The organism is Plantactinospora mayteni, assembly GCF_016862935.1.
Lineage (GTDB): Bacteria > Actinomycetota > Actinomycetes > Mycobacteriales > Micromonosporaceae > Plantactinospora > Plantactinospora mayteni.
On sequence record NZ_BONX01000023.1, the window covers coordinates 455,139 to 474,750 of the forward strand.

The 19,612-nt window shown below is 74.2% G+C and carries 11 protein-coding genes; 7 read left to right on the top strand and 4 right to left on the bottom strand.

The window, feature by feature from the left end; all coding sequences use genetic code 11:
- The first annotated feature begins 13 nt into the window (after positions 1 to 13).
- The 3 genes from Pma05_RS18150 to Pma05_RS18160 all read left to right on the top strand — a co-directional run bounded on the left by Pma05_RS18150 (position 14) and on the right by Pma05_RS18160 (position 11,589).
- A complete protein-coding gene (locus Pma05_RS18150; RefSeq protein WP_203858581.1) occupies positions 14 to 664 on the top strand; it encodes a TetR/AcrR family transcriptional regulator in 651 nt (216 codons plus the stop codon).
- 252 nt (positions 665 to 916) lie between these two features.
- Positions 917 to 6,040, top strand: coding sequence for a non-ribosomal peptide synthetase (locus tag Pma05_RS18155; RefSeq protein WP_203858582.1), 5,124 nt, complete (start codon positions 917 to 919; stop codon positions 6,038 to 6,040).
- A complete protein-coding gene (locus tag Pma05_RS18160) occupies positions 6,037 to 11,589 on the top strand; it encodes a non-ribosomal peptide synthetase/MFS transporter (RefSeq protein WP_203858583.1) in 5,553 nt (1,850 codons plus the stop codon). Before Pma05_RS18155 ends, Pma05_RS18160 begins: the two co-directional genes overlap by 4 nt.
- Positions 11,590 to 11,641: 52 nt before the next feature.
- Here the strand turns inward: Pma05_RS18160 and Pma05_RS18165 are convergent, their stop codons facing one another.
- A complete protein-coding gene (locus Pma05_RS18165) occupies positions 11,642 to 12,514 on the bottom strand; it encodes an LLM class F420-dependent oxidoreductase (RefSeq protein ID WP_203858584.1) in 873 nt (290 codons plus the stop codon).
- A 397-nt stretch (positions 12,515 to 12,911) separates the two neighbouring features.
- Between Pma05_RS18165 and Pma05_RS18170 the strand changes: the two genes are divergently transcribed.
- Together Pma05_RS18170 and Pma05_RS18175 are read left to right on the top strand one after the other, a co-directional pair.
- Positions 12,912 to 14,789 carry an amidase gene (locus tag Pma05_RS18170; RefSeq protein WP_203858585.1) on the top strand — a complete coding sequence of 626 codons (1,878 nt, stop codon included), beginning with the start codon at positions 12,912 to 12,914 and terminating at the stop codon, positions 14,787 to 14,789.
- Positions 14,786 to 14,965, top strand: a complete 180-nt coding sequence (locus tag Pma05_RS18175; protein WP_203858586.1) for a hypothetical protein — start codon at positions 14,786 to 14,788, stop codon at positions 14,963 to 14,965. Before Pma05_RS18170 ends, Pma05_RS18175 begins: the two co-directional genes overlap by 4 nt.
- A gap of 64 nt (positions 14,966 to 15,029) precedes the next feature.
- Here the strand turns inward: Pma05_RS18175 and Pma05_RS18180 are convergent, their stop codons facing one another.
- Positions 15,030 to 15,362 (bottom strand): putative quinol monooxygenase, encoded by a 333-nt coding sequence (locus Pma05_RS18180; protein ID WP_203858587.1) that lies wholly within the window; start codon positions 15,360 to 15,362, stop codon positions 15,030 to 15,032.
- Positions 15,363 to 15,569: 207 nt separating this feature from the next.
- On the opposite strand from Pma05_RS18180, the gene Pma05_RS18185 reads away from it, so the two are divergent.
- Positions 15,570 to 16,787: a PP2C family protein-serine/threonine phosphatase gene (locus tag Pma05_RS18185; protein WP_239312543.1), complete on the top strand. Its 1,218-nt coding sequence runs from the start codon at positions 15,570 to 15,572 to the stop codon at positions 16,785 to 16,787.
- 168 nt (positions 16,788 to 16,955) lie between these two features.
- On the opposite strand, the gene Pma05_RS18190 is transcribed toward Pma05_RS18185, so the two are convergent.
- Complete coding sequence (locus tag Pma05_RS18190; RefSeq protein WP_239312545.1) at positions 16,956 to 18,065, bottom strand: FUSC family protein; 1,110 nt, start codon at positions 18,063 to 18,065, stop codon at positions 16,956 to 16,958.
- A 113-nt stretch (positions 18,066 to 18,178) separates the two neighbouring features.
- Here Pma05_RS18190 and Pma05_RS18195 point away from each other — a divergent pair, with 113 nt between their 5' ends.
- A complete protein-coding gene (locus Pma05_RS18195) occupies positions 18,179 to 18,727 on the top strand; it encodes an NUDIX domain-containing protein (protein ID WP_203858589.1) in 549 nt (182 codons plus the stop codon).
- A 202-nt stretch (positions 18,728 to 18,929) separates the two neighbouring features.
- Here the strand turns inward: Pma05_RS18195 and Pma05_RS18200 are convergent, their stop codons facing one another.
- Positions 18,930 to 19,469, bottom strand: a complete 540-nt coding sequence (locus tag Pma05_RS18200) for a MauE/DoxX family redox-associated membrane protein (RefSeq protein WP_203858590.1) — start codon at positions 19,467 to 19,469, stop codon at positions 18,930 to 18,932.
- Between the last annotated feature and the right edge of the window lie 143 nt (positions 19,470 to 19,612).

Here is a 19,612-nt window from a genome sequence, read left to right on the forward strand (position 1 = left end):
GTGGAGAGGCAGCATGCGCGAGAAAGAAGCCGGCCGGGAGCCGGAGCGGCGTACCCGGCGGCGCGGTGACGAGCTGGTCCGGGCCATCCACGCCGCCGTACTCCGCCAGGTGGCCGAGGTCGGCGTCGGGGGTCTCACCATGGAGGGCATCGCCAAGGAGGCCGCCACCGCCAAGACCTCGCTGTACCGGCGCTGGTCGTCCCCCCGGGAACTGCTGCTCGACGCGCTGCACGAGGCACATCCGCAGGAGGTACCGTCCCCCGGCGCGGACGACCTGCGCGGCGACCTGATCCGGGCACTGCGGCAACTCGTCGCCTGGATGACCACCCCGGCCGCCAACGCCGTGGTGGCGATCGTCATGGAGCGGCACCGCCACCCGGACCTGGTGGCGGCGTTGTACACCCGGGTCTTCGACGCCCGGGGCGGCACCTTCACCAGTACCGTCCTGCGGCACTACGCCATCCGGGGGGAGGTCGATCCCGCGCTGCTCACCCCGGTGGTGATGGACATCGGCGAGGCGCTGGTGCTCAAGTACAGCACCGACAACGACCACCTGCCCGGCGACGAGGTGCTCGCCGCCATCGTCGACCAGGCGATCCTGCCCGCCGTCGGCATCTGGCCGAAGGACCGGCAGCCGACGGGCCGGCCCTCCTCGACGGGCTGACTCCGCCGATCCACTGTGGATACCCGGTTCCCTGCGGCAATGCGGCCGATAGCCGAATGAATGGCGATAACCCCGTCTCCGGTACGGCAAGGCCGCAGTTTCCCTGGTTTGCAGGCGGTTGCCCAGCGTTGTCGCACGGTCACTTGACGCTGGTCCGGTTGTGTAAAGATCGGCCGGCGTAGCCACCGTTACGCCGAGGCATCCGTCAACGCCGCACACGTGAACCGTTGCTGGCGAACGAGAGGGGACGCCGTGTCGCTCCAGGCCGAGCACGCACCCGTCGGGCTGATCCACGAGGCATTCGACGCACAGGCGGGGCGGTCGCCCACCGCGACCGCCCTCGTGGTGGACCGGGAACGGTTCAGTTACACCGATCTCGGCAACCGTGCCGACCGGGTCGCCTCGGCGTTGCGCGCCCGGGGCATCGGCCGGGGCGACCTGGTCGGCGTCTGCCTGCCCCGGACCGCCTGGCTGGTCCCGGCGCTGCTGGGCGTACTCAAGTCCGGGGCGGCGTACGTGCCGCTCGATCCCGGCTATCCCGCCGACCGGCTCCGGCTGATCGCCGAGGACGCCCGGCTGCGCCTGGTGGTCTGCGACCGGTCGAGCACCGCCCTGGCGGCGGCGGCCGGAGCCGGCGTACTCGACGTCGCCGACCTGCCCGCCGAACTTCCCGCCGAGCCGGTGCGGCAGCGGGGCGAGGGCGGATCCGACGACGACCTGGCGTACGTGCTCTACACCTCCGGCTCCACCGGACAGCCCAAGGGAGTACCGCTGGCCCACCGCAACGCCATGGCGTTCCTGCGCTGGGCCGCCGCCGCGTACGGCCCGGACGAACTGCGGGGCAGCCTGGCCGGCGCCTCGGTCTGCTTCGACTTCTCGGTGCTGGAGATCTTCGCTCCGCTGCTCACCGGCGGCACCGTCATCCTGGCCGAGACCGTCTTCGCACTGCCCCACCTGCCGGCCCGGGACGAGGTGACGATGCTCTGCGGACCGCCGTCCGCGCTCTCCGTCCTGCTGGGCCGCCCGCTGCCGGCCGGGGTCCGGACCATCACCTTCGGCGGCGAGGTACTGACCTCGGCGCTCTGCGCCCGGGCGTACGCCAACCCGGGGCTGCGCCGCGTGGTCAACATCTACGGCCCGACCGAGACCACCACCGCGGTACTCGCCGACGAGGTGCCGCCGGGCGGCGAGCCGTGCCTCGGCCGGCCGATCGCCGATGCGGTGCTGTCGATCCGGGACGATCACGGCCGGCCGGTCGCCGACGGTGAGGCCGGGGAGCTGTGGATCGCCGGGCCGGGGGTCGGCACCGGCTACCTCGGTCGCCCCGAGCTGACCGCCCAGCGCTACGTCGAGCGGGACGGCCGGCACCACTACCGCACCGGGGACCTGATCCGGCGCCGCGACGACCGGTACGCGTTCGTCGGCCGGCGCGACGACCAGGTGAAGGTACGCGGGTTCCGGGTCGAGCCGGGCGAGGTGCAGGCGGCGCTCGCCGGCCACCCCGACGTACGCGCCGCCGTGGTGCTGGCCCCGGTCGACCCGTACGGGACCCGCCGGCTGGTGGGCTACGTCGAGCCGTCCGCGCCGGTGACCGAACCGGAGCTGACGGCATACCTGCGCGACCGGCTCCCCGGGTTCATGGTGCCGTCCCGGATCGCGGTGCTGGACCGGCTGCCGCTGGGCCCGACCGGCAAGGTGGACCGGGCCGCCCTGCCCGAGGTCGAGTTCGCCCGCGCCGACGACGAGACGTACATCGCGCCGCAGGGCGACACCGAAACCGAGCTGGCCCGGCTGGTGGCCGAGGTACTCGGCGTGGCCCGGGTCGGCCGGCACGACCGCTTCACCGAGCTGGGCGGGCACTCGCTGGCCGCCGCCCGGCTACTGGCCCGGGTCGCCGACCGGCACGGGGTCGCGGTGTCGCTCGGCCGGTTCCTCGGCGCGCCGACCGTGGCCGAGCTGGCCCGGGAACTGGCTCCGGACCGGGCCCGGCCGGTGCTGGTCCGGGAGCACCGCGACCGGCACCCGCTCACCGACATGCAGCGGGTCTTCTGGATGCTGCGCCAGGTGACCGGCACACCGTGGGCCTCCACGGTGGGACTTCGGCTGGCGGTCACCGGACTCTCCGATGTGGAACACCTTCGCGCCGCGCTGGCCGCCGTGGTGGTCCGGCACGAGTCACTGCGCACCCGGATCCTCGACGGCGACGACGGCCCGTACGCCGTGGTGGCGCCGCCCGCCCCGGTGCCGGTGACCGAGCTGACCGACCGAGCCGGCACCACCACCGGCGGAGCCGACACGACGGACGATCCCGTCGACCGGTCCACCGGCTCGCCGTCGATGGGGACGCCGACGACAACCGGGGTACCCGGAATCCTCGACGCCGAGCGGCGGCGCAAGCTGGCCGCCGGTTTCGCGGCGCAGCCGTTCGAGCTGGCCGGTGACGTGCCGATGATCCGGGTCGGCGTGCTCTGGACCGGGCCGGACGAGGCCGAACTCGCGATCGCGGTCGACCACACCGGCTTCGACGGGGTGTCGATCGGGGTGCTCATGCGGGAGCTGGCCACCGCCCTGGCGGCGGTCCGGGCCGGTGCCGATCCCGTTGCCGCGCTCCCGCCGCTGCCGGTGCAGGTCTCCGACGTGGCGGTCGCCGACGAACAGGCCCGCTCGGCCGCCGGACCGGCCGTGGAGGAGTTCTGGAAATCCACACTCGACGGTGCCACTCCGCCCTACGACCTGCCGGGGAAGCCACGGCTGGGCCCGAGCCGGCACGCCGGGCGCCGGGTCGTCCGGCCGATCGACTCCGGGTTGCGGGCCGGGATCGCCGCGCTGGGCGAGCGGGACGGGCTGACCCCGTACGCGATGTGGGCCGCCGCCCTGGTCGTGCTCCTGGACGGGCTCACCGGGCGGCCGGACACCCTGCTCGGGGTCGCCGCCGCCAACCGTGACCGGCCGGGGCTGGACCGGCTCGTCGGCGCGCTGATGGACGTACTCCCGGTCCGGGTCGACTGCGCCGACGACCCGTCCTTCGCCGGCCTGGCCGCCCGGGTGGCCGCGAACACCGCGCGGGTACTGGCGCACCGGGACGTGGCCGTCGGCGACCTGCCCCGGCTCACCGGCGTGGTACGCCCGCTCGGCGCCGGCCTCACCCCGGTCGTGCTCTCGGTCCAGCCGGACGACCTGCCGATGGAGCTGACCGAGGACGGCGGCACGGTACGCCTGCTCGGCGAACTCGACACCGCCACCGCGCAGAACGAGCTGACCGTCTACGTAAACGCCAGCGCGGACGGCCCCGAGCTGCACGTCGAGTACGACACCGGCCGGTTCGAGGCCGCCGACGGGGAACGGATGGCGGACCGGCTACTCCGGTTGCTCGGCGCGGCGGTCGCCGAGCCGGACCGGCCGGTCTCGACACTGCCGCTGCTCGACGAGGCGGAACGGAGCTGGCTGCTGCGGGTCGGCGACGGCGGCCCGGTGCCGGCGGAGAGCCCGCCGACCGTACTGCCGGCGATCTTCGCGCGGGCCGCCGCCACCCCGGAGGCGGTCGCGGTGGTCGGGCCGAGCGGCACCCTCGACTACGCCGGCCTCGCCGCGCATGCCGAACGGGTCGCCGCGCACCTGGTCGCGCTCGGTGCCGGGCCGGACGCGCCGGTCGGGGTCTGCCTGCCCCGGGACCACCTGCTGCCGGCGACACTGCTCGGCGTACTCCGGGCCGGCAGCGCGTACCTGCCGCTCGAGCCGGACCAGCCGGTCGACCGGCTCCGGCACCAGGCGACCGAGGGCGGGGTACGACTCGTCCTGGTCACCCCGGCCACCGCCGCCGCGGTCGCCGGGCTGTCCGGGGTCCGACTGGTCGACGCGACCGCCGTACCGGCCGCCGACGGGGTGCCGCTGCCGCCGATGCCGGACGCCGACGCGCTGGCGTACGTGCTCTACACCTCCGGCTCGACCGGTCGACCGAAGGGCGTGGAGGTCACCCACGGCAACCTGGCCGGCTATCTGGCGGCGATGCGCGGCGATCCCGGGTACGGCCCGGCCGACGTCTTCCTGGCCGTCGCCCCGCTCTCCTTCGACCTCTCCTGTTTCGAGCTGTGGCTGGCCCTGATGGTCGGGGCCCGGACCGTCGTCGTCGGCCGGGACACCGCCGTGGACGGTCCGGTCCTGGCCGCCCGGGTCGAGCAGACCGGGGTGACGGCGATGCTGGTCACCCCGTCGACGCTGCGGCTGATGCTGGCGGCGGGCTGGCGCGGCGGCCCGCGGGTCCGGGTGATCAGTTGCGGGGAGCCGCTGGACGCGGGGCTCGCCGACGAGCTGACCAAGGTGGTGGGCCAGCTCTTCGACGGGTACGGGCCGACCGAGGCGACCGTCCTGGTGACCTGCCATCCGATCCCGCCCGGGATCGCCGGTCCGGTGCCGATCGGCGGGCCGATCCGGGGCGCCCGGCTCTACGTGCTCGACCGGTCGGGTCGGCTCGCTCCGCCCGGCGTGGTCGGGGAACTCTGGATCGGCGGCGCCGGAGTGGCCCGGGGCTACCGCAACCGCCCCGACCTCAGCGCGGCGGCCTTCGACACCGACCCGTACGCACCGGCCGGCCGCCGCTACCGCACCGGTGACCTGGCCCGATGGCGGCCGGACGGGGTACTCGACTATCTCGGGCGGCGGGACACCCAGGTCAAGTTGCGCGGTTACCGGATCGAGCTGGAGGAGATCGAGACGGTGCTCCGGGGCCATCCGGCGGTCGCCGACGCGGCGGTGACGATTGTCGAGCCGGGCGGCCCGGACGGGTACCTCGCGGCCTATCTGGTCGGGGAGGCGGGACTCGATCCGGAGGCGGTCGCCGGGCACGCCCGGAGCCGGCTGCCCGGCTACATGGTCCCGCCGCGCTGGACCGTACTGGACCGGCTGCCGCTGACCACGGCCGGCAAGGTGGACCGGGCCGCCCTGCCGGCCCCGGCCGGGCCGACCGCGCCGCCGGCACCGCCACAGACCGAGATGGAGAAGTTCGTCGCCGAACTCTGGGCCGTGGTGCTGGACCGCCCGGAGGCGGGCCGGGATGACGACTTCTTCGCGGTCGGCGGGCACTCGCTCGCGGCCACCCGGCTCACCGGCCGGCTCCGCGAGCAGCTCGGCTGCGACATCGGGGTACCGCTGCTGTTCCAGCACCCCCGGCTGGCCGACTACGCCGCCCGGGTCGAGGAACTCGTCCTCGCCGACCTGGCCGCCCTGGACGACCTGGACGACGTGACCGACGTCGACTCAGCGGGGCGGGTGGAGCCGCCGGAGTCGGTGGCGCCCGCGGAGCCGGCCCGGTCCGGGCCGACACCAGGAACGCCGTCGCCGAACGGGGCCGGGCCGGCGGTCGAGGGGTGGGCGCGATGACCGAGGTGGAGGCGCGGCCGGCCACCGGCAATGCCGAGGAGTTGCGGAGCCGACTGGCGCAGCGGCTCGCCCGGGCCCGCCAGGCCGGGACCGCGACCACCATCCCGCGCCGGCCGGACCCGGACGCGCCGGTGCCGCTGCACGGCAGCCAGACCGGGATGTGGTTCGCCGCCCAGTACGAGCCGGAGAGTCCGGCCTACAACGTCCCGACCGGGCTGCGGCTGCGCGGCCCGCTCGACCCGGAGGCGCTGTGCGGGGCGGTCGTCGACCTGGTCGGCCGGCACGCGGTACTGCGCAGCGTCGTCGAGCCCCGGGACGGTACGCCGGTCTGCGTACCCCGGCCGGCAGGCGTTCTCCGGGTCGAGGTGGTGGACCTGTCCACAGAGGAACATCCCGAGGAGGTCGTCCGGGACCGGTTGGCCCGGGGTGCCGCCGAGCCGTTCGCGCTGGACCGGGAACTGCCGACCCGTGCCGTGCTCTACCGGCTCGCCGACGACGACCACCTGCTCGCGCTCACCTTCCACCACATCGCGGTCGACGCGTGGTCACTGCGCCTGATCGTCACCGACCTGGCCGCCTGCTACGCCGTCCGGACCGGTACCGCCACAGCCGCGCCACCGCCACCGTTGCAGTACGCCGACGTGGTCGCCTGGGAGCGGCGGCGTGCCGATCCGGCCCGCTCCGCCGCCACCCTCGACCGGTGGCGGGAGCGGCTCGCCGGACTGCCGGCCGTGCTGCCACTGCCGACCGATCGGCCCCGTCCGGCGGTGGCCGAGTCGGCCGGCGACCGGGTACCGGTCGAGCTGCCGGCCGAGTTCGCCGACCGGGTACGCCGGGCCGCGGCCGAGACCGGCAGTACCCCGTTCATGGTGCTGCTCGCCGCCTGGCAGGCGCTGCTGTCCCGGCTCGCCGGCACCGACGACCTCGCGGTCGGCATGATCTCGGCCGGGCGGCGGCACCCGGAGACCGAGCCGGTGGTGGGGTGCTTCGTGCGTACGGTGCCGGTCCGGGCGGAGCTGTCCGGCGAGCCGACCGGACGGGAGTTGCTGGCCCGGACCCGTACCGCCGTGCTCGACGCGATCGAGCACGCCGACGTGTCGCTGGAGGAGCTACTGGCCGCCGTCCGCCCGGAGCGGGTCGCCGGCGCCCATCCGCTGTTCCAGACCCTGGTGAACGTCTACGACGACCCGCTCGGCGCGGTCCGGCTGCCCGGGCTGCGCACCGAGGCGGTGGAGCTGGACACCCCGACGGCAAAGCTCGACCTGAGCCTCAACGTCGTTGACCCGGGCCCGGGTCGGCCGCTGCCCGGCTGGCTCGGCTACCGCAGTGCGCTCTTCGACCGGAGCACCGTGCAGTCCCTGGTCGACTGGTTCAGCACCCTGCTCGGTGGGCTGGTCGCCGACCTCGACCGGCCGGTGCCGGCGCTGGGGCTGGCACCGGTGCCGGGGCCGCTGCTCAGCGGACCCGAGCCGTCCTGGACCGACGACGCGAGCACCCTGACCACGCTGGTCGACAGGTGGATCGCGGAGCGTCCGGCGGCAGCCGCCGTGGTCGGGCCGGACGGCGTGCTGAGCTATGCCGAACTGGACCGCCGGGCGGAGCTGCTTGCCGGCCGGCTCCGGAGGGTCGGGGTCGGTGCCGACGAGCCGGTGGCGGTCTGGGTCGAGCGGAGTACCGACCTGGTGGTCGGGTTGCTCGGCGCGCTGCGGGCCGGTGCGGGGTACCTGCCGCTGGATCCCGGCTATCCGACGGCCCGGGTCCGGACCATGCTGGCCGCCGTCGGTGGGCGGGTGGTGGTCACCCAGCCCGAGCTGGCGGCCCGGCTCGCCGACGATCCCGCCGGCACCGCCGGGGCCGAGCCGCTTCCGCTGGTACTCGTCGACGGCGCCGTCGAGCCTGCCGACACGCCGGGTTCGGGCCCGCCGGCCGGCCCGCCCCCGACGGCGGAACCGGGCGGACCGGTGGACGGTACGGGGACAGTGGACGATGCGGGGGCAGTGGACGATGCGGGGGCAGTGGACGATGCGGGGGCGGTGGACGGTGCGGGGGCGGCGGGCACGACGGACGGAGCGGACCGGCTCGCCTACGTCATCTTCACCTCCGGCTCCACCGGCACGCCGAAGGGCGTCGCGGTGTCGCACCGGTCGATCGTGCACTACCTGCGGGCGGTACTCGACCGGCTCGGGGCACCGGCGGCCGGCGGGGCGTCCTTCGCGCTCGTCTCCACCGCCGCTGCCGACCTCGGCCTGACCTGCGTACTCGGTGCGCTGGTCACCGGCGGCACCCTGCACGTGGTGGACCGGGAGACCTCGCTCGACCCGGCCGCGCTCGCCGGCTATCTCGGCCGGCACCGGGTGGACGTGCTCAAGCTGGTACCCAGTCAACTCCGCCTGCTGGACGCGCACGGTGACCTGGCCGGGGTGCTGCCCGGCCGGCTGCTGGTGCTGGCCGGCGAGGCGTGCCCGTGGGAGCTGGTGGCACGGGTCCGGGCGGCCCGGCCGGACCTCGCGGTGCAGAGCCACTACGGACCGACCGAGACGACCGTCGCGGTGCTCGCCTGCGACGTGGCCGAGGTGCCGGAGTCCCGGCGGGACGGCACCGTGCCGCTCGGCCGGCCGCTGGCCGGCGCCCGGCTCTACGTGGTGGACCGGGCCGGCCGCGCACTGCCGGCCGGGGTACCCGGGGAACTCGTCGTCGGCGGTCCCGGGGTGGCCCGGGGCTACCTGAACCGTCCCGAGGCGACCGCCGCGTCGTTCGTCCCCGACCCGGTGCACGGCACCGAACGCTGCTACCGGACCGGCGACCGGGTGCGGATCCGGCCCGACGGCACGGTGGACTTCCTCGGCCGGGTCGACGACCAGGTGAAGATCCGGGGTTTCCGGGTGGAGCCCGGCGAGGTGGCCGCCGCCTGTCGGGCGGTACCCGGGGTCGCCGACGCGTACGTGCTGCCGGTCGGCGAGGAGCCACGGCGGCAGCTCGCGGCCTGGCTGGTACGGCGCCCGGAGACCGAACTCGACGTCGGGGCGGTGCGTACCGCGCTGCACGGGCAACTCCCCGACCATCTGATCCCGACCGCCTACGTGGTGCTCGACGCGCTGCCGTTGAACCCGAACGGCAAGGTGGACCGGGCCGCACTGCCGGCACCGGTCGCGGCCGGGCACACCCCGTTGACCGGGGACACCCAGCACCGGATCGCCGCCGTCTGGACCGAGCTGCTCGGCGCCGAGCGGGTCGGTGCCGACGACGACTTCTTCGCGCTCGGCGGCGACTCGTTCACGGCGGTCCGGGCCGCCCGGGCGATCGACCCCCGGCTGCGGGTGATCGACCTGTTCACCCACCGGACGGTCGCACTGCTCGCGGGCTATCTCGACGGGCTGGACGGCGGCGCCGAGGCGGGACTGCTGCACCGGCTCGCCGGGCCGGCGCCGGGTACTCCGACGACGCTGACCGCGGTCTGCGTCCCGTACGGCGGTGGCTCGGCGGCGGCGTTGCAGCCCTTCGCCGAGGCGCTCGCCACCGCCCACCCCGGCACCCAGGTGTACGCCGTCGAGCTGCCCGGCCACGACCCGGCCCGCCCCGACGAGCCGCTGCTCCCCCTCCCCGACCTGGTACGCCGGTGCGCCGCCGAACTCGACGCGGTCCCCGGCCCGCTGCTGGTCTACGGCCACTGTGTCGGCACCGCCGCCGCGCTGGCGCTCGCCCAGCGGCTGGAAGGCGACGGCCGGGAGGTGGTCGGGCTGGTGCTCGGGGCGAGCTTCCCGATGGCCCGGTTGCCCGGCCGGCTCTCCCGGTGGATCGGCCGGCTCTTCCCGACCGACCGATGGCTCTCCGACCGGGCGTACCGGAACTTCCTCACCGTGATGGGCGGGTTGGAGGATGTCGCCGACACCCCGGAGGCAGCCGCCGACACCGCCACCATGCTGCGGGCGCTGCGGCACGACGCCCGGGACGCCGAGGCGTGGTTCGGCGACCGGCTCGGCGAACCGGACGCGCCCCGGCTGCGCGCCCCGGTCCTCGCCGTGGTCGGCGAGCGGGACCGCAGCACCGAGCTGTACGCCGAGCGGTACCGCGAGTGGGGCGCCTTCGCCGAGCGCGTCGAGCTGGCCACCATCCCCCGGGCCGGGCACTACTTCCTCAAGCACCAGGCGACCGGGCTGGGTGAGCTGGTCGCCGCGCGGCTGCGCGCCTGGGGTTCCGGTGAGCTGCCGGCGGCGGGCGGGGCGGAGCTGCTGGCCCGGACGGAGACCCGGCGCAACCTGCGGGCGTTCGGGCTGCTCGCCGGCGGGCAGTTCGTCTCGATGGTGGGCAGCCAGTTGAGCGCCTTCGCGCTCGGAGTCTGGGTCTACCAGCAGACCGGCCGGCTGCTCGACTTCGCGATGATCACCATGTTGGCGCTGGTCCCGGCCGTCTTCGCCGCGCCGATCGGCGGTGCGGTCACCGACCGCTTCGACCGGCGCCGGGTGATGCTCGGCGCCGACCTGGCCGGTGCCGTCGCCATGAGTGCGCTGGCGCTGCAACTCTGGCTCGGCGAGCTGCGGATCTGGCAGGTGATGCTGGCGGTCACGGTCGGCTCGCTGGCCACGGCGGTACAGCGGCCGGCATATCTGGCGGCGACCGCGCAACTGGTGCCGAAGCCGTACCTGCCGCAGGCGAACGCGCTGGCCAACCTCGGCACCGGCGTCGGTACGCTACTCGGCCCGCTCGCCGGTGGCGTGCTGATCACCGCGCTCGGCCTGCCGGGCGTGGTCGCGCTGGACGTGGCCTGTTTCCTGGTCGCGGTCGGCACGCTGCTGCTGGTCCGCTTCCCGGACCGGCTGTTCCGGCGCCGGGAGGAGACCTTCGGCCGGGCGCTCGCCGGGGGCTGGCGGTTCATCGCCCGGCGCCGCCCGATGATCGTCATGATCGTCTTCTACGTGCCGGTGAACTATCTGCTGGCGGTGGCGATGGTCCTGGTCACCCCGCTGGTGCTGGACTTCGGTTCACCGGCCACCCTGGGCCTGGTCACCGGGATCGGTGGGCTCGGAGCGGCGGTCGGCGCGCTGGCCATGGTGGTCTGGGGCGGCACCCGGCGGCTCGCGGTCGGCATGGTCGGCTTCACCGTACCGGTCGGGCTCGGCACGGTGCTGATGGGCGTACGCCCCGAACCGGCGCTGGTCGCGGCCGGGCTCTTCCTCTACTGGGCGTCGCTGTCGATCCTGAACGCACACTGGATCTCGATCATCCAGGTGAAGGTGGTGCAGGACCTCCAGGGACGGGTGCTGGCGGTCAACCAGATGCTGGCCGCCGCGATGATGCCGCTGGGCTTCGTCACCGCGCCCGCGATCGCGGAACGGGTCGTCGACCCACTGGTGCCGGGCGGCGCCGGCCGGGCCATCGCGGTACTGCTGGTCTGCACCGGCGCGCTGCTGATGTTCTGGAGCGCGGCGGGGCTGGCGTACCGGCCGCTGCGGCGGCTGGAGGACGACCTGCCGGACGGGGTCGCCGGAGCGGAGATCGACGACGACCTCGACGCGCTGCAACGCGAGTTCGACACCCGCCCGACCCGCTGACCGCTGCCCGGCCGGCCCACTGGTGCACACCAGCGGGCCGGCCGGGTCCGGTTCAGAACTGTCGTACCACCGGGATGACCTCGGCGCCGATCCGTTCGAGTACGTCCAGCCGGGGCAGTTGCGGCACGCCGCCGATCGCCACGTCGAAGCCGAGATCGTGCAGCCGGTGCAGCTCGTCGAGGAGTTGGCTGGTCTTCTCGCCGTTCTCCCCGACGTCCATGACCTGGTAGACGGTCTTGGTGATCTCGGCGTAGTCCCGGCCCTCCCGCTCGCAGTGCTCGCGCAGGATGGCCAGCTTGCGCTCCAACTCCGGGGTGTTGAACAGGTTGCACGCCTGGGCGTACTTGGCGACCAGCCGCAGGGTCTTCTTCTCGCCACCGCCGCCGATCATGATTGGTGGCCGGGGTCGGCTCAGCGGCTGGGGCGAGTTGAGCAGCCGGTCGGCCTCGATGTGCCGGCCCTGGAACGGCCCGTCGTCGTCGGACCACATCTGGAGCACGTACCGCAGGGTCTCCTCGAGCAGTTCGAAGCGCTCGGCGACCGGTGGGAACGGGAAGCCGAGCCCCCGGGACTCCTCCTCGTTCCAGCCGGCGCCGATGCCGAGCATCGCCCGCCCGCCGGAGAGGACGTCCAGGGTCGTCACTGTCTTGGCGAGCAGCCCCGGCTGCCGGTGGTGTACCCCGGTGATCAGGGTCAACAGGGTGGCCCGCTCGGTGTGCGCGGCCAGAAAGCCCAGCGTGGTGTACGCCTCCAGCATCTCCGCCTCGGGCGGGCCGACCCCCTGGATCTGGAAGAAGTGGTCCATCAGGGCGAGATAGTCGAACCCGACCTGATCGGCCGTGCGGGCCACGGCGGCCAGGTCGGCGCCGAGCCCAGCAGGCCCGTTCGGCCAGGTCAGGTTGGGAATCTGTAGGCCAAGCCGCATGACGTCCGGTCGTCTCCTCTCGACGTGTCGCAACCGGTCTGGGTTGGACACACGCAGTGCAACCCTATCCGCCCACCGGCCGGGTCGGCCCGGTTCACCAACCGGCCACCACCGAGAAGCCGAGCACGCCGAGAATCCGCGCACGCCGCGGAGCCGAGCACGCCAAGAGGCCGCGCACGCCGAGAAGCTGAGCACGCCGAGAGGCCGCGCACCGCCGGGAATCCGCGCACGCCGCGAAGCCGGGCCCATCCTGGTCGGCCTGCCGGTTAACCGCCCCGAAAGCGTTCGGGAACACCGGCGAGACGGTCCGTTGTGACGATCTTGATCCACCGCCGTCCGGCGGCTGGCGGCACCCCACCTCCGGTGCCCACCGAATTCCGTAGACCGGAGCCTTGCCATGCCTGATCTGCACGACACCTCCCCGACCGCCCCCAGACCGGATGCCGGGGTACGGCACCGGGTCAGCAGGCGTACCTTCCTCGGCGGCAGTGCCGCGGTGGCCGGCGCGACCGCGGCCACCCTGGTCGCGGCGGAACCGGCCGGCGCCACCCAGGGCTCGACCGGCACCGACCCGGTACGCCGGCTCCTCGACGACCTGCCTACGGCCGGCCAGATCCCGCGCCGGGCGCGGATCGTGGACTACGAGATCGCCGAGCTGATCGTCCTGCTCCGGGCCGGGCGGCTCAGCTCGGTCGAGTTGACCCGTGCCTACCTGGACCGGATCGACCGGCTCAACGGCCCCTTCGAGACGTACGGCGACAACGGGGGCTACAACGCGTTCGTCCGGGTCGACCGGGCGGGTGCGCTGGCCCAGGCCGCCGCCGCCGACAAGCGACTGCGCAAGGGACCGCCCTGGGCGGTACCGCCACTCTGCGGCATCCCGTTCGGGATCAAGGACTCGGTCGGGATCAAGGGCCTGGAGGCCAAGAACGGGACGCACGCGTACAGCGGCAACCTGGCGTACCGGGACTCCACGGTGGTGGCCCGGCTGCGCGAGCAGGGCGCGGTGATCATCGGCCACACCGTCGCCTCGGCCTTCTCCGGCTCTATCGCCGGCACCTTCGCCGGCAACGCCTGGAACCCCCGGTTCGTCCCCGGCGGCTCCAGTCAGGGTTCCGGGGTGGCCACCGCCGCCCGGCTGGCGGCGGCGACCATCGGCGAGGAGACCGGCGGCTCGATCATGATGCCCGCCGCCGCGAACGGGGCCAGCGCGATCAAGCCGTCACTCGGCCTGGTCTCGACCGCCGGGGTGATGCCGCTCTCCCCCGGCTACGACGTACTCGGGCCGATCGCCCGCTCGGTCCGGGACGCCTCGCTGGTGCTCACCGCCATCCTCGGCCCCGATCCCGCGCCCGACCCGCTGACCCTCGCCGCGCCGCACCCGTTCCCGGCACTGCCGGTCGCCGCCCGCCGGGGGTCCAGGCCGCTGGCCGGACTGACCATCGGGGTGCCGCAGACCGACTGGATGACCCGGGGCGGCACCGGCACCCCACCGGCGCAGACCTACGATCCCGACCACCGGGCGGCCTTCGAGCGGTTCAAGCGGGAACTCGTCGGGCTGGGTGCCCAGGTGAAGGACTTCGCCGGCCTCGACGTCACCCTTCCGGAGAACGACCCGTACTTCCGGACGGCGGACCGGCTGCCGGTGCCGACCGGCAACCCGGTGTCGCCGGCCACCGCCGTACTCAGCCCGAACCGGTACGAGATCCGCTACTGGCAGGCCGTGGCGGCGTTCGCCGAGTCGCACCCCGGCAACGCCGAGGCGCTGCGCCGGCAGTTCGGTGACCTGGCCGCGGCTGCCGCCACCGCCGGTGCCATCCCGGCGGCGGTACGCGACGAGGGCGAGCGGCGGCGGCGTACCCTCCAGGCCAACTACCAGCGGGCGCTGGACGACGCCGGGGTCGACTTCATGCTGGTGCTGCCGATCGGCGGCACCATCGGCCCCCGGTTCGGCGGCACGCAGCTGCCGAACTACCGCAGCTTCTACCAGCTCCCGAACGCGCTGACCTGGCCGATGGTGTCGTTCCCGATCGGCTACGACTCGACCGAGGGACTGCCGATCAACGCCGCCTTCTGGGGACCGCGCTTCTCCGAACCGACCCTGGTCGCGGCGGCCATCGACTACCAGGACCGCTATCCGAAACACCACCGGGCGGCTCCGGCCGACCCGGTCTTCGACCCGGCGGCCCGGCGCGCCCCGCAGGTGGCGGCCGACGAGGTGGTACCGCCGGAGCTGTCCAACGATCCGCTGGTGGCCGAGGAGGCGTGGCGATGACCGGACCGTTCCTGACGGTGGAGTGGGTACCGCTGCTCAGCGCGGGCTTCCCGCTGCGCGAGCCGGACGACGAACCGGCGCCGATACTCACCGTCGAATGGGGGCCCAAGCTCGGCACCAGCTACTACGGCTACGGCCGGGACCTGGCGCAGGAGGAGAGCGGGCCGCGCGGCTGACCGCCGTGCCGGTCGGCCCGGGCCGGGCTGGCGCTGCTCGCGCCGCCCCGGCCTGACCTGCGGTTCAGCTCCGCTCGGGTACGGTCATCTCGCCGAGGACCGACCAGTCGTCCTGCGGGATGGTGGCGTTGACGATCTTCGGTGTCTCGGCGAGGTGCGGCGGCAGGCTCCGCTGCGCCTGCCGGAAGTGCGCGGACTGCACGTGCGCGGCACCCGCGTCACCGTCCCGGAACGCCTCGACCAGGACGTACTCCGTCGGGTCGTCGATACTGCGCGACCAGTCGAACCACAGGCAGCCGGGCTCGGCCCGGGTCGCCCGGGTAAAGTCGCCGGCGATCTCGGGCCACCGGTCGGCGTACTCCGGCAGTACTCGGAACTTCGCGGTGATAAAGATCATCTGGATCTCCTCGTACGGCTGGGCGGGCACCGGCGAGCGGGGTCGCGCCCGCAGATCCTAGTGCTCCTGGGATCCGTACGCCCAGTTGCTGCCGATCACGGCCTTTCGCCGGTTATGGCCGGCATCCGGCCGTCCTGCGGCGAACCACTGCCGAACCGCCCGCCGACCTGGGTCCCGCCGGACATCGCACGGACTACGCTTTCCCGCGTGATCGAGGCGGGCGACTCCGGAGCCGACGAGCGGCTGCGCCGAATCGAGGCGGTGACCGACTCCGCGCTGTCCCGGCTCGACGTGCCGGACCTGCTCGACGAACTGCTCGCCCGGGTCTGTGGGCTGCTCCGGGTCGACACGGCCGCGATCCTGCTGCTCGACCAGCACGCCCAGCAACTCGTGGCCACCGCCGCGAAGGGATTGGCGGAGGAGGTCCGGCAGGGTTTCCGGATCGACGTCGGCCGGGGGTTCGCCGGCCGGGTCGCCCGGGACAAACAGCCGGTGGTGCTCGAACGGGTCACCCCGGCCGAGGTGGTCAACCCGATCCTGCCCGACAAGGGCATCCGGTCGATGCTCGGCGTACCTCTGCTCGCCGGCTCCGAACTGGTCGGCGTGCTACACGTCGGCACCCTCACCCCGCGCCGGTTCGACGCCGACGACATCCGGCTGCTGCAACTCGTCGCCGACCGGGCGAGCCTGGCCAGTCAGGCCCGGCTGGGCAGCATCGACCGGGCCGCCGCGCTCGCCCTGCAACGCAGCCTGCTGCCGACCCGGCTGCCGGCGGCGCCCGGCGTCGACATGGCCGCCCGGTACGTCCCCGGCCACCACACCGGGGTCGGCGGCGACTGGTACGACGTCTTCACCCTCCCCTCCGGTTGGCTCGGCATCGTGGTCGGCGACGTCTCCGGGCACGGCCTCCCGGCGGCCGTGGTGATGGGCCGGCTGCGCAGCGCCCTGCGGGCCTACGCCCTGGAGTGCGACGATCCCGCCGACGCGCTGACCCGGCTCGACCGCAAGATCCAGCACTTCGAGGCGGGCAAGCTGGCCACGGTGCTCTACGCGCTGGTCAGTCCGGACCGGACGCACGTACGCGTCTCGCTCGCCGGACACCTGTCTCCGATGATGGCCCGGCCCGGGCACCCGGTCGACACCGTGGCCCTCCCCGTCGACCTGCCGCTCGGCACCGGCCGCCCGAGACCCCGGCGCAGCACCACCGTCGACTTCCCGCCGGGCGCCCTGCTGGTCTGCTACACCGACGGACTCGTCGAACGTCGAGACGAACTCATCGACATCGGGCTGGAGCGGCTGCGTACGGCGATCCAGCCCGGACCGGCCGAGACGCTCTGCGCGACCGTGATGACCACCCTCGGTGTCGAACAACCCGGCGACGACGTGGCCCTGCTGGCGTTACGCCGCGACCCAACCACCGGATAGCCGCTCCGCTCGGCTCGACGGCAGGCCGGGGGTGAGGACGGCGCGGGCCGGGTCACGACAGTGGCAGACCTAGTTACGGCGACGGCAGGCTGGGTCACGACAGCGGCAGACCGAGTCGCGGCGACGGCAGGCCGGGGAACGGCAGCGGCGGGCTGGGGCAGAGCCGAGTCAGAGTGGCGGGAGGCCGAGGGCGTCGTCGACGCGGCCCAGCACCGCGACGTCGTCCGCGCCCACGCCCCGGAGCAGGTCGATCGCGGTCGCCCGGATCTGACCCACGATCATGATGATCGGCAACGGGGGTTGTCGGGTGAGCAGCCGCCCGGCGGTGCGTACCGCGTCCAGGGCGGCGACGTCGGTCTGCTCGGCGTACCGGTCGGCCGCCTCGTCCTGCCCGCTCAGGTCGGCGGCGAGCGCCTCGCCGGCACAGCGCATCGCCTCGGCGAGCAACCGCAACGCCTCGCCGAGTTCCGGCGGACTGGGTACCGGCAGCCGAGTCAGCGCCACCCCGGCTCGGGCCAGTACCCGCAGGTTGCGTACCGCGAAGTCGACCTGCCGGCTCGACGCGTCGAGCGCGTGTACCCGCCCGATGTGCCGGTGCCGCCGTACGTGCAGCCGCAGCGCCTCCCCGGCGGCCAGTACCGCCGTCTGGAGCTTGTCCACCGCGGCGTCCAGCCGGCGGGCCCGCTCCAGCGCGGCGAGCGCCGCCGGCTCGTCGCGGCGGTCCAGCGCCTCGCTGATCTCGGTGAGCAGCTCCGCCAGCGCGGCGAAGGTCTGACGCGACTCGGCCAGCAGCGGGGCGAGCGGCTGCCGGGCGCTGACCAACTGGCTCGCGGCCAGCGCCACCACCCCGCCGATCAGCGCGTCCACGAACCGGAACGGCACCAGCGCGTCGGTCGACGGCGGCACCGTCACCAGATAGAGGGCGGAGACCGTGGCCTGCACCACGGAAACGCTGCTCGCGCCGATCGCCGTGGCGAGCCCGACGGTCAGCAGCACGACGGTGAGTACCGTCCAGGTGGTCCGGCCGAGGGCCTGCACCACGAGGTCGGCGACGAGTACCCCGGCGGCGACCCCGAGCACCACCTCCACGGCCCGGCGCACCCGCTGGCCCCGGGCCTGGCCCAGCACGATCAGCGCCGCCGCCGGGGCGAAGAACGGTTGCGGATGACCGAGCACCGCCGCCGCGAGCGCCCAGGAGACGGTCGCGGCCAGCGTCGCCTCGACCACCGGCAGCCAACCCTGGCGCAGCCGGTCGACGACGGGCCGGAGCCATCCCACCGGCGAACACCTCGTCCCTGACGATCGTTTCCCGCACGATAGCCGCTGCTGGGACCGCCTCCGGCGCGGGAGCCCGTCGTCGCCGACCGCCCCGACCGGTAGCCTCGGTCGCCGTGACCGGTGTCCTGCACTCACACTGCTCGTACTGCGGCACGGCCTATTCGGCGCCGGCCTGGCCCCGGGTCTGCGCCCACTGCGGCCGGACCACCTGGCGGAACCCGTCACCGGTGGCGCTGGCGATCCTGCCGGTGCTGACCGCCGACGGCATCGGCGTGGTGGTGCAGCGCCGGGACATCGAGCCGGGCCGGGGGCTGCTCGCGCTGCCGGGCGGGTTCATCGACTACGGCGAGGACTGGCGCGACGCGCTGGTCCGGGAACTCCGCGAGGAGACCGGCCTGGTCGCCGACGCCGGGACGGCGAACCTGTACGCGGTGCACAGCGTACCGGCGGGCGGCACGATCCTGATCTTCGGCGTACTGCCGGCGCGGCCGGCCGACTCACTGCCCGTCTCGGCACCGACCGAGGAGGCCAGCGAGTGGTTGGTACTCACCGAGCCGGCGGAGTTGGCCTTCGCCATCCACACCGAGGTGCTGGCCGGGTTCCTGGCCGCCAACCGGCCGTCCGGATCGGCCGAGTCGGGCCCGACCCCGCCGACCAACTGATCCCGGCCGTTCGGCAGCAGGGAGGAGCCTTGCCGTCTCACATCAGCTCCGCAGGCATCGCCGGGTTGCCTGCCGGTCTCCCATCAGCTCCGCAGGCATCGCCGGGATGCCTGCCGGTGGGCGGCCACAACTGACTCCCGCCGGCCGACGCCGCCCGCACGACGTCGGTCGGCGGGCCCGAGCAGGCGCGTTCGCCGCCGGCTCAGCGGATGCCCGTCGATGCTGGTTCGACCAGGGCGATGATGTCGTCGAGCATGACGACCAAGCCGCCGAGCACCGCACCGGCGACCGCCACCACCACGGCGATGCCGGCGTCAACGGGCCCGCCCGACAACGAACCGAGAAGCCCGAGCAGGGCGACCGCGACAAGTACGACGTTACGGCCGACGTGGCGGGCGCCCAGCGGCGTCTCGGAACGGCCGAAGCACCGGCACGGTTCGCGGTTGCCTCGGGCCAGCGACATCGCGATGCCGGCGGTCATCGCCGCCAGCAAACCGACTGCCAGCCCGAACCCGAGCACGCCCGCCTGCCGGGCCGGTACCGCCAACGCGAGCACGATGGCCAGCTCGGCAGCGGCCACGGCGACCGCCGCCGGCCGGGCCAGCGCGGGCGGCAGTACGCCCATCTGCCGGACCGAGGCCACGAACTCGGTGAACGCGGTGGCTCTCCGGAGTTTCCCGGCTACCGCGATGACGAATACGACGCCGATCAACACCCGGCAACCGATGGCCAGACTCGTCATGTCTTCTTTCTCCTCAGCAGGGGCCGGAGGCCACGCCGACCAGGTGGGAACTCTCGCGGTAACCGCGCGTCCGGGAGTCGATGCTCTTGCGCCGCCGGGTGCAGTGGGCGATGGACCGGCTGAAGTTGTCGCCGAGCACCGTC